The following is a 13,446-nucleotide window of genomic DNA, read 5'->3' on the forward strand; positions in this document are numbered from 1 at the left end:
AAAAAGAAGACTCACCATCATGCATGAGTCTCCTCAGATTTCCGTTTAGCGATGAATCAATTTCATAATACCTTGAGTGAATTCTGAAATTGATTCTAATACATTCAATTATAACAGGCACCTTACACCGGATCAATCGCAAGCTATCCCATTAACCATTGAGCAAAAAACCGACTTCGCCATTAAGCGAATACACAATCCGGTCTGCGCCCATTCCCCGATAGATCCCCTTTGGATGGCTCTGCTCCGTAATGACACACAGTGATTTCGATGTCCATGAACGACAGATCTGCAAGTAGCGACAAGTCAGATTCAGACTATTCTCGAAAATAAACACATTGCCCACACTACCCTGCGGCAAAAACCATTTTTGAGCTGCAGCCGTATTCATGCGAATGACGTGCTCTACCCCAATTCTGCGGAGTCTCCGCTCTTCCCCTGCACTGTTGGTCAGAACGGCAAAAGACATTTTTTTGTACATCAGCAACTTGATAAATTTGCGTCCTGCTTCATTCGGAGCAGTCACTAAGATCATCTCAGTATCCATCATTCGTTCCTCCCTTGGCGTGAAAAGACAACAAAAAAGAAGCGTGGGGGACCAAGGCCTCCCGAACGCTTCTTAAATAACCCATGGCGAAAACGCCATGAACCAGCGTACGGCTTGTTGCCTCTCCCTTTAACGCTTACGAGGTTAGCTGACGGATTCGGGCGCGAGAGTCGCCCTATTTCCGGCTGTCACCGGAAAATTCACCCCATGGATGCGTACTGTCCCTGACAGTGCGCCCCGTTGGTTCCCCCGTTTCCCACTCATATAATGAATGGAAACTCAGCGATTAAAACATCGTTCGTATATCCCAAAGATAAAACAGAGCGATATTATCGTTTGTTTCGTTTTTCATGTACAATTTAATCAAAATTGAAATTACGTTATGAATCATACACCCGTACCATGACGGTGTAAAGTCCGCACAGATGACCGAATCGACAGATTTTCGCTAATAAACAACTATAATAACGCTTACAACAAGGTTATACTCTATCCATCTCTTCAAAGCTATCTAATTCTCATTCTGGCGTAAATCACTTCGCAAATCATTCACGTATTACACATAACTTGCTTGTTTCGATCCTTTAAAAGGATATTAGTTTTGCATTATTTAATTGCAACCAATATAATAGAAGATATACGATGAACCTTGGAGGCGATATAGATGACAGTCTACGATTACAAAGTGAATACTCTTCGCGGTCAAGAAGTCGAAATGTCCGACTACCGCGACAAAGTGCTGCTGATTGTGAATACGGCGAGCCAATGCGGTTTGACACCTCAATTCAAAGGTCTGCAAGAACTGCAAGACAAGTTCCAGGATGCTCCGTTTGAGGTCCTTGGTTTTCCAAGCAACCAGTTTGCACAGGAAAAAGGTTCTTCCGACGATATTGCCGAGTTCTGCCAGATGAATTATGGCGTGAGTTTCCCCATGTTTGAGAAAATTGATGTGAACGGCTCAAGCGCTCACCCTCTCTTCCAACACCTTAGCAAAGAAGCTCCAGGCCTGCTTGGTTCCAAAGCAATCAAATGGAATTTCACCAAATTCCTTGTGGATCAGAACGGACAAGTACTGAAACGGTATGCTCCCAAAACAACACCTGATAAGATTGAAGAAGATATCAAGAATTTGCTTAAATAAAACGTAAGGCCATCCATAACCGGAAGAGTAAGCACACTCACTCCCGGTTATGGATGGCCTTTTTTTCAACCTCTGCATTATACAGATACGACAGATGGATTAAAAAATAAATAAAATATAAAAAAGAAGCTTCCCGATGACGGAAAGCTCCTTCATGTTCGTTCATTATGATGCGGTCGAGAGGACTCGAACCTCCACGGGCATACGCCCACTACCCCCTCAAGATAGCGTGTCTGCCATTCCACCACGACCGCATGTCGTAAATAATCGGCAACAGAATTTATTATACCGGGTTTAGATCTAAAAGTAAAGTGATTTTCAATACTTCTTTTTCTATACGTATTTTCCTCAAAAATCGCATATTCTCGTCATGTTTACCCATGAACTGCATATCATTAATGTTGATCCCCTTTTTCCGACACAACCCATCTTGATGATTCAATTGTAGTAATGATCACTTCACTGCACTTCATAGAATCTAACTTTAAATGTTATATAAATTAACAATTAATTCAACTCATTCATTTAATTAATTGAATTTTTAGGATTCTATTGACAAAAGACGGATATTTATGTGATGATTACTATCATACAATTCGGATATTCAAACAAAAAGCAGAAAAAAAGAAATATTAATGTTATATAAATTAACATTAAAAGAACGCAGGAGGCGAATGACTGTGAACCGTGGGAATAAGCTGCTCGATTATGTCAAACTGCTTGATTCCTCTATTCAGGTCGGAGGGTTCACCCATTCCTTCGGCATGGATATCCATATCAAGGAAGGCACCATTCGTAATGTTGAAGATCTCGAATCATTCATGCGTTGTCAGTTGCATCCCAGCATCGTTCGTCTTGAAGGTATGGCTATCAAAGGCATCTATACTGCAGCAGATCACAACGATACATGGCGGATAGCTCTAATCGACAAGCTCGTCCATGTGCAGCGAACACCTGTAGACCTTAGAGAACAAGCAGCTACCATGGGTAAACGATTAATCCGACTCGCACGCGCTCTGCACCCCTGGATTGATTTCAGCCAGCTCGAACAGATCTTGGCCAAATATGATTCAGTCGGCTATCTCTCCACTGTCCACGCCTGGATTAACCACCACCTCGATATCCCCGTCGAGGAAGCGGTCCTTGGTTATCTGCATTCAGCCATGAATGCCTGCATAATCGAAGCCTCCAAAGTCCTCCCCCTGAACACAGATACAACTCAGCATCTGTCGGTCCGCCTGGCCACAGATCTGGAGAATGAATGGACTACTGTCAGCGCCTCGGCTGCGGATGGACTGGCACAGCCAACCTCGATGTCCATGAGAACGTTATTTCCCAGTTTCCATATGCTCGGAGCTGGACTTCATGCCTATAAGGCCTAATTCGATATTTCCCCAAACCTCATCCTCCCTCCATTAAGACAAACCAAAAAAAACACGTAGGCAACCTCCTTGCCAACGTGTTTTTTGTCATTTATTTGGTTTATTTAACGTATTTACGCCATTTAACATCACAAAATACACTTTTTTCCGTATTTTTTAATTGTTAGATGACGTATTAACGTATATAATGAAACATACAGCTCGCATTTCTATATATTCTACACGAAGAAAAGGCGACTGAATACTACATTCTAACCAGGGGTGAACCCTTTTGAACAAGAAAAAACCAGTCACTCCGTTCGGATGGGCCATTAAACGACGGCTAACCGAACTCCAAGTTGACCAGAAGACATTTTGTGAACAGCACGGTATCCCGCCCTATCGTTTGTCCAATCTCATTCACGGTACACGCAAAGCAACCCGGTTCAGACACAAGGTCGCTGATATTTTGGACATTCCAGATGAGTTTAGATAAGATTTTTTGCCAAAGGAGGACCCATCCATGAGACATGTTACATCCGATCTGGAGAGGCTGTCTTTCCAGTCTACACGTCACCAGCTTATCATCGTTGATCACCATTGGACCATTCGCAGTTGTAACCGCGCCTGGCAACAGGGGCTCATCCCATTTACACCAAACCCGGATATGAGCGGCGCCCCCGGACATTACCTGCATCTGTTGGAAACATGGGCAATGCGAAGCAAGAACGTGAATACGGCACTAGCGGCACAGAATTTGAAAGAGCGCGGAACACCTTTTAAACAAAATCATACATATGACTTCTGCATATTTACGGCATATAGCGAAGAGAGGTGGTTTCGAGCAGAACTCACCCCTCTACCTTATGCATATCCGAGTCCGGAGAGTGATCTGGCTTTGATTGCACATGTGGATATTACTGAACAGAAGAAGACAGAAAGGCAATTGAAAAAGGCTCTGTCTGAAGTGCGAACATTACGTGGACTGCTGCCTATTTGCGCCGTCTGCAAGCATATCAAGGATGAAGAGGACTGTTGGAACTCTGTCGAGAGTTACCTGGAGAAGCATACCCATGCCGAATTCACCCATGATATCTGCCCGGAATGTATCCGGCGATTATATCCAAAATATTCCAACATTCTGGACAAACGCTCATGAACCCCCTCTTCAATCAACATCCCTGTTACAGCTACACGGACAGATGATGTTCAAACTGCGACATATCCAGTTCCTGAGGTGTTCCGTGTAGCGCAATGGCCCCTTTGTCCATGACATAGATATAATCTGCGGCACTGCTTACAAAATCAATACTCTGCTCCACGAGCAGCACAGAGAGTTCTCCCTTTGCCTTGAGCTGCAAGATGACTTGCCGAATGTCCTCCACAATAGAAGGCTGTATACCTTCTGTTGGCTCATCCAGCAACAACAATCCCGGACGCGAAGCCAGCGCCCGGGCGAATGCCAACTGTTGCTGCTGTCCACCACTCAGATCTCCACCCTGCCGCCCATACATCGTGGCAAGCACAGGGAACATGGCCAGCACGTCCTCCGGGAATACCTTCACACCCGGCGCACTCGTTTCCAGGCCCAGCAACAGGTTCTCTTTAACCGTAAGTTGCGGGAAGATTTCCCGCCCTTGCGGTACATAACCAATGCCTGCTCTCGCCCGCTTGGCCGGGTCAAAGGCAGATAACTCCATATTTTTCCACTGTATACTGCCTTTACGTGTTTTGAGCAGCCCCATCAATGTCTTCATCAACGTCGTTTTGCCTACACCATTCCGCCCCATCAGGCACACCACCTGTCCAGGCTGTACATCCAGCGTCACACCTCGAAGCACATTGCTTTCCCCGTAGCCGGATTCAATTCGTTGCAGCGACAGCATGATCATCCCTCCTTTTGCCCAGATATACCTCAGCCACCTTCGGATCAGCCTGCACTTCTGCCATCGTGCCTTCCTTCAGCAGTTTACCTTCATGCATCACCGTCACCTTGGCTGCGAACTCTCGTACAAACTCCATATCGTGCTCCACCACCACAACCGAGCGTTCAGATGCAATCTCTTGCAGAAGTCGCCCGGTCTTGCGGGTTTCTTCATCCGTCATACCTGCGGCTGGTTCATCCAGCAACAACACCCGTGGCTCCTGCAGAAGCAGCATACCGATCTCCAACCATTGTTTCTCCCCATGGGATAATGCACCTGCACGTGCGTTAACGCGGTCTTGCAGACCGATCTGGTACGTTATCCGATCCATCTCTGCACTCATCTTCCCGTATCGGCGAATCCCGATGGTCTGCAGGGGAGAACGGCGAGTCTCCGCAGCCAGCATCAGATTCTCCTGTACCGTCAGGCCCGCGAAGATGGATGGTGCCTGGAATTTCCTCCCTACGCCTTTGCGGACTATCTGATGCTCCTTCAGTCGCGTCAAGTCTGCGCCATCCGCCATCTTTACTGAGCCGGACAGCGGTTTTATTTTGCCGCATATCACATCCAGCATCGTTGTTTTCCCTGCCCCATTCGGTCCAATCAGAAAATGCAGGTCATGTTCATGCAACTTCAGATTCATACCTTTGACCGCAACGAAACCACCAAAGGCAACCGTAATCTCCTCGGCTACCAATACCTCTGGAACTTCAGTAGACTTTGGGTTTTTCCTGAGTAACTTGGACATGCACACCTTCTCCTCTCCGCTTCAGCAAGCGAACGACATGACGATACACACCCACAATGCCGTTCGGCATGAACAAGACTACCGTTACAAACAACCCGCCCATGACGAATAGCCAGCCTTCAGGATAAGCCTCACTTATGCCTGTTTTGGCTGCATTCAGCACCACCGCTCCGATGACCGCCCCAATAAGTGTTCCGCGACCGCCTAGCGCAACCCATAAGACCATCTCAATGGAGGGCACAATCCCCATCATGGATGGCGACATAATACCGACCTGGAGAACAAACAACATGCCCGCAATGCCTGCAAGCGCACCGGAAAAAGCAAAAGCCAGCGTTTTATACCCTGCCGGGTCATATCCGAGGAATCGCACCCGATTCTCTCCATCACGCGCAGCTTCAAGCACCTGACCGAACCGGCTGTTCACCATTCGACGACACAGCATATAAGCGATGACCAGAACAGCAAGGGTTATATAGTAGAGAGCTATCGTTGTCCCCGCAGAATGAAGGGTATAACCAAAAATCGAATTATACCCGGTAATGCCATTCGTGCCTCCCGTCCACTCCTGTTTACCAACAAACAAGGTCACTGTAATCAGAACCAAGGCTTGAGTCAGGATGGTAAAATAAACACCTGTGATCCGGTTACGGAACGTAAACCACCCCAAGGCAAAGGCTAACAATGCCGGAATAGCTATACCCAATAGCAGCGCCATCGGGAAGGAGCGGAAGGGTTCCCAGAACCATGGCAGGCCACTCAGACCACTCCACCCCATGAAGTCAGGAAGCGTCGTTCCACTGGCCTGGAGCTTCAGATACATCGCCATCGCATAACCACCCAGACCGAAGAACACGCCGTGCCCAAGACTCAACACACCTCCATATCCCCAGATCAGATCCAGACCAATCGCCAGAATTGCCAGAGCCAAAAACTTGGCTAACAGACTAAGGCGAAACTCGGTGGAGATCAGCGGAGCAAGACACATCATGATCAGAACAACTGCCCAGATGATTCGCATTTTCAGATTGCCTGACTTGAGTAATGCCGACATGAACTAACCCCCTTCTTCACATTCATCATTAATCGAGACTACGAGTGCGCATCGCAACCAACCCGCGCGGTTTCCATTGCAAGAAAGCAACAATGCACACAAACACAAGTACCTTGCCAATGGAGGCTGAGGTATAGGTTTCGAACAGCGTATTGAACATGCCGATTCCCAGTGCACCACAGACCGTCCCGATCAATTTCCCTACACCCCCGAGTACAACCACCATGAAGGCATCCACGATATAATACGTACCAAGTGAAGGACCAATCGGACCAATGAGTGTCAAAGCACAGCCAGCAATTCCGGCGATGCCCGAACCAATGGCAAAGGTCATGCCATCCACCCGACGGGTCGAAATCCCGAGACAACCAGCCATGCTGCGATTCTGCATCACAGCCCTCATTCGTCTTCCAGATGATGTTCGATAGATATAGAGGTACATACACAACAGCACAACGGCGACCAGTGCGATAATGAAGATTCGCTTGTATGGAAATACGATTGCATCAGAGATGGCTAATCCCCCATTGAGCCAAGCTGGACTCGATACACCCACATTGGGTGCTCCGAATAGGGTACGCGCCAGTTGTTGCAGCATCATGCCTACGCCCCATGTTGCGAGCAAACTGTCGAGCGGCCTGCCATACAGATGCCTGATTAACACCACTTCAAGCAGCCAGCCAATCAGAGCCGCTACAATGAACGCAAGTGGCAGAGCCACCACAAAGTAAGCACCGAACCACGACACCGGGGCATAGGACATGAACAGATTCTGTGTCACGTACGTTGCATAAGCGCCGATCATAATCAATTCTCCATGAGCCATATTGATGACATTCATCAATCCAAACGTTACCGCCAGCCCCAATGCAATCAACAGCAGAATCGAACTGATACTCAGACCATTGAACATCTGCAAGATGAACATATCCATCGTTTTCCCTCCTTCATACCGTGATTTCGATGTCGCACCAGATAAAACATTAATGGGTTTCACCCTTATACTGATTGTTACAGCAACGCTTTACCGCGGTATAATTTGAGGGTGTGTTGTTACACCCCCGTCTATGATGTGGCTACTTCGAACGAGTTATCTTTGTTATCTGCTAGTTTGAGATGTTAATCACGAGGTCCCGTGTTATTTGGCACTGAGGGAAGCTCCCCATTCATATGTTTTCAGATAAGGGTCTGGTTTCACAGGTGCTCCAGAATTCCATAACTCCTTGAACTGGCCATCTTCCTGTACTTCACCAATCCGTACGGTCTTGTAGATATGCTGGTTCTCACCATCTACGGTCACCTTACCCTCAGGCGCATCAAACTCCAAACCTTTGGCCGCCGCCTTCACCTTTTCCACATCGGTTGATCCTGCCTTTTCCACTGCCGCCTTCCATAGATAGACAGCCACATATCCTGCCTCAATCGGATCTGCTGTCACCCGATCAGCACCGTATTTTTCTTTATATTTGGCAACAAATGTTGTATTCTCAGACGTGTCTGTCGTCTGGTAATAGTTCCACGAAGCCAGATGACCCTTCAATACATCTGCGCCAATGCCACGGATTTCTTCCTCTGCCACACTCACCGACAGGGTTGTCATCTGATCCGAGGAGATTCCAGCATCCTTCAATTGTTTGAAGAAAGCTACATTACTGTCTCCGTTTAGCGTGTTGTATACGATATCCGGCTTCGCAGCCTTGATTTTGCTAATAATCGTACTGTAATCGGTATGTCCCAGCGGTGTGTATTCCTCACCCACCACTTCTCCGCCCTCTGCCGCGAGTTGTGCCTTGATGACCTGATTAGCCGTTTTGGGAAACACATAATCGGAACCAAGCAGATAAAACGTCTTGCCCCTGTTCTCCAGTAACCAGGTTACGGAGGGAACGATCTGTTGATTCGTTGTTGCTCCTGTATAAAAAATGTTAGGTGATGATTCCAATCCTTCATATTGCACCGGATAAAATAATAGCCCCTTGTTCTGTTCAAACACCGGGAGCATCGCCTTCCGACTCGCAGAAGTCCATCCGCCGAATACTGCGGCTACCTTATCCTGTTGCAGCAGCTTCCCAGCCTTCTCCGCAAAAGTAGGCCAATCCGAAGCGCCATCCTCGACTACAGCTTCGATCTGTTTACCCAGAACTCCGCCCGCGGCGTTGATCTCTTCAATAGCAAGCACTTCGGCATCTTTAACGGATACTTCACTGATCGCCATCGTTCCGCTGAGGGAGTGAAGAATACCAACTTTGATCGTTTCAGATGCAGCAGACTCTCCTGTACCCCCTGAACCCGAAGCTTCAGGCGGTGCCGTACCCTCTACACATCCCGTCATTACAATGACCGCACCGAGCAACACACTCCATAACTTGACCGACCTCTTCTTCAATAGCCTACACTCCCTTTTTTTAGTCTATTGACGAACATTAAGGTCATTTACACCTGAAATGTTCGTTGATCCAAATTATGGAGCGTTGCACCTTCCGTGTCAATATAGCTAACATAATTTTATTTTATGCCTACTCGTTCTATGCATGTCACGAATAAGATTCGATCCTTATTGACAAAGGAACCACCCTGTGTGAGTATATTTAACATACAATATCATCCATGAACATTTCAGACACTATAAGCGAAAGGTCGGATTGCCTTGCACTGGACTGAGCAGGAAAAGGAAAAACTCCTGATTACCGTAGCCGCTAACCTCGCCCGCGAACGAAGAGCACGCGGACTCAAGTTAAATGTCCCTGAATCCATCGCCTTGTTGACCTCCGAACTTATGGAACGAGCACGGGATGGAATGAGTGTTGCCGATTTAATGAGGCATGGTGGCACCATTTTGACACGGGAAGACTGTATGGATGGCGTTCCCGATATGATCCCTGATGTGCAGGTAGAAGCCACATTTCCGGACGGTACGAAACTGGTAACCGTACATGAACCCATACGCTGAGAAAGGCAGGAGAACGCCATGATTCCTGGTGAATATCGCTTGAAGCCAGATGACGATATCATCTGTCATCCGGATCGTCCAACCCTACGTCTGATTGTCCTGAACCGCGGTGACCGTCCTGTCCAGGTCGGCTCTCACGTTCATTTCTATGAAGTCAATGCTGCACTGGACTTTGACCGAGCTTCGGCCTTTGGGCATCGTCTGCATATTCCGGCAGGCACTGCGGTCCGCTTCGAGCCAGGTGAAGAGAGACCGGTTGAACTCACGACCTTTGGTGGCAAACGTCAGATTCACGGATTCAACGGATTAACCGAAGGCTCTGTGGATCACGCCCCTGATCCACAGAAACTGGAGGCATTCCTAAGAACCTTCTCACTCCCTTTACAGGACGGAGGCGAGCCTTCATGAAACGGATGAGCCGCGAACAATACGCGTCGATGTTCGGACCTACAACCGGCGATGCCGTCAGACTTGCGGATACCGAACTATGGGCAGAGATCGAACACGATTATGCCGTTTACGGAGATGAGAGCAAATTCGGTGGTGGCAAAGTCATCCGTGACGGAATGGGCCAGTCCACATCTGCGCTACGCAGTGACGGAACCCCTGACACCGTGATTACCAACGCCATCATTATCGATCATTGGGGCATCGTCAAAGCAGATATCGGGATTCGTGATGGCAACATCTGCGCCATTGGCAAATCAGGCAACCCGGATACGATGGATGGGGTTCATCCTGCTCTCGTCATCGGCGCTTCTACCGAAATCATCGCTGGCGAAGGTATGATTGTAACTGCCGGTGGGATTGATACGCATATTCATTTCATCTGTCCACAGCAGATTCAGACGGCATTATCCTCGGGAGTAACAACCATGATTGGCGGCGGTACAGGACCAGCAACAGGAACCAAAGCCACCACCTGTACCCCCGGAGCCTGGCACATCCACCGGATGCTAGAGTCCGCAGAGGCTTTTCCCATGAACATCGGTTACCTTGGCAAAGGCAACAGCTCCAGCACCGCACCTTTAATCGAACAGATTGAAGCCGGTGTAATTGGCCTGAAACTGCATGAGGATTGGGGTACAACCCCCAGCGCTATTGACGCCTGCCTGACAGCCGCCGAAGAACACGATGTGCAAGTTGCCATCCATACCGATACATTGAACGAAACCGGTTTTCTTGAAAACACACTGGCAGCCATCAACGGCCGTACGATCCACACGTATCACACGGAAGGTGCCGGCGGCGGACATGCACCGGATATCATCCGGGCGGCTGGCGAGTCCTACGTTATCCCCTCATCAACCAACCCAACAAGACCATACACACGCAACACCGTAGAAGAGCATCTCGATATGCTGATGGTATGTCACCATCTGGACCCTTCCATCCCGGAAGATGTAGCTTTTGCCGATTCGCGAATTCGTCCCGAAACAATCGCAGCCGAAGACATCTTGCATGATCTTGGCGTGTTCAGCATCATCAGCTCCGATTCACAGGCGATGGGCCGAGTGGGCGAGGTCATTATCCGCACCTGGCAGACAGCCGACAAAATGAAAAAACAGCGTGGCACACTTGAACTCAACTCAGCTTCACCCTCCGATAATGATCGGATCAAGAGATATATTGCCAAATACACGATTAACCCGGCGATTGCGCATGGAATCGGCCACCTCGTTGGTTCCGTGGAAGTTGGAAAGCTTGCAGATCTGATCATTTGGAACCCTGCCTACTTCGGTGTGAAACCCGAGATTGTCCTCAAAGGCGGCATGATTACGTTCGCTCAGATGGGTGATCCCAACGCTTCCATCCCGACACCTCAGCCCGTCTTCGGTAGACCGATGTTCGGAGCCTACGGTAAGGCTATTGCCAGTGGTTCGATTACCTTTGTATCTCAGGCTGCAGCGGATGCAGGCATTAAAGAGACACTTGGGTTGAACAAACGGGTAGAACCCGTCAAAGGCTGCCGTTCAGTTAGCAAAAAGGACATGATCCATAACGATGTCACGCCCGTGATTGAAGTCGATCCCGAAACTTATGAGGTACGCGCAGACGGTGAACTTCTCACCTGTGAGCCCGCGGATGAACTGCCCATGGCACAGCGATACTTCATGTTTTGACATGAATACGGAGATTAGCTAATAAGGGGGTAACCCATGATGAACAGTGGCACGAAGTTACTCCGTTACGTTCAACTGCTGGATTCAGCCCTCCCCATCGGCGGGTTCTCCCACTCGTTCGGTCTGGAGGCTTACACGCATGATGGCACTGTGCGAAACACCGTTCAGCTTGAACAGTTTATTCGCAGCCAACTTCATTCCAGTCTCGTGCGACTAGATGGCCTCGCCATCAAAGGAGTCTATCAGGCGCTCAAACAACAAGATGCCGCTCTACTTGCCCTGTACGACAAACGTGTCCACGCCCAGCGCTCCGCCCGGGAGCTCAGGGAAAGCGGTCACAAGATGGGCAAGCGACTGCTCAAACTCGCCCGCTCACTCTATCCGTGGATGGACTTTTCGTTAATGGATGAGGCCATACGGGAACACGGCGCTTTTTGTAGCATCACTACCATTCACGGTTATATCAACTATCGATTGGAGATTGGATTGGATGAAGCCGTCACCGGGCATCTATACACCTCTGTTAACGCTTATGTGAACAGCGCACTTCGCCTTCTGCCCATCGGACAAACCGAGGCACAGATGCTCATTCAGAAATTACTTCATGACATTGAAGCCGAATGGGCTCTAATCCGGGAGAATGACCCGGAAGACATGCACAACTTCGGAATTTCTCAGGAAATCTACGCCATGCGACACGAAAGCCTGCCAGCCCGGCTATTTATGTCCTAATCAACATTTACGCTCGACCCCTTCAGTGAACCAGGGGTCGATAAACCAAGGAGGAATTAGTTATGTGTGGAGGAGCTAATCATACGCATCATCCAGAATGGGAACGCAACACATTTGACCGTAGTCGTCCAATGCGAATCGGAATCGGCGGACCGGTAGGTTCAGGTAAAACAGCCCTTGTGGAGAAACTGTCCAAGGCACTGCGTACACGTTACAGTCTCGCTGTTATCACCAATGACATTTATACCAAGGAAGATGCCGAGATTTTGCTGCGTCAGAATGCATTGGCACCCGAGCGTATTATCGGTGTAGAGACAGGCGGATGCCCGCACACGGCTATTCGTGAGGATGCTTCCATGAATTTCGAAGCGGTCGACGAATTGGTTGAACGCTTTCCAGACCTGCAACTGATCTTCATTGAGAGTGGTGGCGACAATCTCTCGGCTGCATTCAGTCCGGAACTGGCCGATGTGTTCATCTACATTATCGATGTTGCCCAAGGCGAGAAGCTTCCTCGTAAAGGGGGTCCCGGCATTACACGTTCGGATCTGTTGCTCATCAACAAAACCGACCTTGCCCCTTACGTTGGAGCAAGCCTGGAAGTTATGAAAAATGATACAGAGCGGGTACGCGAAGGCCGCCCTTATGTCATGTCTAATCTCATGAGCGGTGAAGGTGTATCCGAGATTGTCCACTGGCTCGAACATCAATACATGGGTGATGATGCTTCCGCTGCGCATCTGCATTCACACAGCCACGAACATGGCACTCACTCGCATTAATCCATCTCCTGCTTCCAGGGGAACAGTATTGAAACCGAATGAAGGTGCAGGCGAGCCCGTGACGCGCCGCAGCGAGCTTAGGG

At 48.7% G+C, this 13,446-nt stretch carries 15 protein-coding genes, 1 tRNA gene and 1 riboswitch; of the genes, 9 read left to right on the forward strand and 7 right to left on the reverse strand.

Going from position 1 to position 13,446, the window contains the following annotated elements; translation table 11 throughout:
- Positions 1-151: 151 nt before the first annotated feature.
- A complete protein-coding gene (locus C0Q44_RS15750; RefSeq protein ID WP_105408222.1) occupies positions 152-547 on the reverse strand; it encodes a hypothetical protein in 396 nt (131 codons plus the stop codon).
- A gap of 118 nt (positions 548-665) precedes the next feature.
- A riboswitch (cyclic di-AMP (ydaO/yuaA leader) is annotated at positions 666-842 on the reverse strand.
- A 369-nt stretch (positions 843-1,211) separates the two neighbouring features.
- Here C0Q44_RS15750 and C0Q44_RS15755 point away from each other — a divergent pair.
- Positions 1,212-1,688 (forward strand): glutathione peroxidase, encoded by a 477-nt coding sequence (locus tag C0Q44_RS15755; RefSeq protein ID WP_105408223.1) that lies wholly within the window; start codon positions 1,212-1,214, stop codon positions 1,686-1,688.
- Between the two features lie 171 nt (positions 1,689-1,859).
- On the opposite strand, the gene C0Q44_RS15760 is transcribed toward C0Q44_RS15755, so the two are convergent.
- Positions 1,860-1,942: transfer RNA gene (locus C0Q44_RS15760), tRNA-Leu, on the reverse strand.
- A 426-nt stretch (positions 1,943-2,368) separates the two neighbouring features.
- On the opposite strand from C0Q44_RS15760, the gene C0Q44_RS15765 reads away from it, so the two are divergent.
- From C0Q44_RS15765 to C0Q44_RS15775, 3 genes are all read left to right on the forward strand, one after another.
- Positions 2,369-3,070: an urease accessory protein UreF gene (locus C0Q44_RS15765; RefSeq protein ID WP_181151018.1), complete on the forward strand. Its 702-nt coding sequence runs from the start codon at positions 2,369-2,371 to the stop codon at positions 3,068-3,070.
- Positions 3,071-3,341: 271 nt separating this feature from the next.
- On the forward strand, positions 3,342-3,545 hold the full coding sequence (locus C0Q44_RS15770) for a Rha family transcriptional regulator (protein WP_105408225.1): 204 nt from the start codon (positions 3,342-3,344) through the stop codon (positions 3,543-3,545).
- Positions 3,546-3,572: 27 nt separating this feature from the next.
- Positions 3,573-4,208 (forward strand): nitrogen regulation protein NR(II), encoded by a 636-nt coding sequence (locus C0Q44_RS15775; RefSeq protein ID WP_105408226.1) that lies wholly within the window; start codon positions 3,573-3,575, stop codon positions 4,206-4,208.
- Between the two features lie 31 nt (positions 4,209-4,239).
- Here C0Q44_RS15775 and urtE read toward each other — a convergent pair whose 3' ends face one another.
- The 5 genes from urtE to urtA form a co-directional block, all read right to left on the reverse strand.
- The gene (gene urtE, locus C0Q44_RS15780) at positions 4,240-4,935 is read right to left on the reverse strand and encodes an urea ABC transporter ATP-binding subunit UrtE (RefSeq protein ID WP_105408227.1); all 696 of its coding nucleotides are present in this window, start codon (positions 4,933-4,935) and stop codon (positions 4,240-4,242) included.
- Positions 4,913-5,722: an urea ABC transporter ATP-binding protein UrtD gene (urtD, locus tag C0Q44_RS15785; protein ID WP_105408228.1), complete on the reverse strand. Its 810-nt coding sequence runs from the start codon at positions 5,720-5,722 to the stop codon at positions 4,913-4,915. Before urtD ends, urtE begins: the two co-directional genes overlap by 23 nt.
- Positions 5,685-6,776 (reverse strand): urea ABC transporter permease subunit UrtC, encoded by a 1,092-nt coding sequence (urtC, locus tag C0Q44_RS15790; protein WP_105408229.1) that lies wholly within the window; start codon positions 6,774-6,776, stop codon positions 5,685-5,687. The genes urtD and urtC overlap by 38 nt, the downstream gene beginning before the upstream one ends.
- A 28-nt stretch (positions 6,777-6,804) precedes the next feature.
- Positions 6,805-7,710 (reverse strand): urea ABC transporter permease subunit UrtB, encoded by a 906-nt coding sequence (urtB, locus tag C0Q44_RS15795; protein WP_105408230.1) that lies wholly within the window; start codon positions 7,708-7,710, stop codon positions 6,805-6,807.
- A 204-nt stretch (positions 7,711-7,914) separates the two neighbouring features.
- Positions 7,915-9,162 carry an urea ABC transporter substrate-binding protein gene (gene urtA / locus C0Q44_RS15800; RefSeq protein ID WP_105408231.1) on the reverse strand — a complete coding sequence of 416 codons (1,248 nt, stop codon included), beginning with the start codon at positions 9,160-9,162 and terminating at the stop codon, positions 7,915-7,917.
- A 261-nt stretch (positions 9,163-9,423) separates the two neighbouring features.
- Here urtA and C0Q44_RS15805 point away from each other — a divergent pair, with 261 nt between their 5' ends.
- The 5 genes from C0Q44_RS15805 (at position 9,424) to ureG (ending at position 13,363) form a co-directional block, all read left to right on the forward strand.
- The gene (locus tag C0Q44_RS15805; RefSeq protein WP_105408232.1) at positions 9,424-9,726 is read left to right on the forward strand and encodes an urease subunit gamma; all 303 of its coding nucleotides are present in this window, start codon (positions 9,424-9,426) and stop codon (positions 9,724-9,726) included.
- Positions 9,727-9,744: 18 nt separating this feature from the next.
- The gene (locus C0Q44_RS15810) at positions 9,745-10,134 is read left to right on the forward strand and encodes an urease subunit beta (protein WP_105408233.1); all 390 of its coding nucleotides are present in this window, start codon (positions 9,745-9,747) and stop codon (positions 10,132-10,134) included.
- Positions 10,131-11,849, forward strand: a complete 1,719-nt coding sequence (ureC, locus tag C0Q44_RS15815; RefSeq protein WP_105408234.1) for an urease subunit alpha — start codon at positions 10,131-10,133, stop codon at positions 11,847-11,849. Before C0Q44_RS15810 ends, ureC begins: the two co-directional genes overlap by 4 nt.
- A 39-nt stretch (positions 11,850-11,888) precedes the next feature.
- On the forward strand, positions 11,889-12,581 hold the full coding sequence (locus tag C0Q44_RS15820) for an urease accessory protein UreF (RefSeq protein WP_181151019.1): 693 nt from the start codon (positions 11,889-11,891) through the stop codon (positions 12,579-12,581).
- 62 nt (positions 12,582-12,643) lie between these two features.
- A complete protein-coding gene (gene ureG / locus C0Q44_RS15825) occupies positions 12,644-13,363 on the forward strand; it encodes an urease accessory protein UreG (protein ID WP_105408236.1) in 720 nt (239 codons plus the stop codon).
- Positions 13,364-13,446 lie beyond the last annotated feature (83 nt).

The organism is Paenibacillus sp. PCH8, assembly GCF_002968835.1.
In the GTDB taxonomy this organism is placed as follows: domain Bacteria; phylum Bacillota; class Bacilli; order Paenibacillales; family Paenibacillaceae; genus Paenibacillus.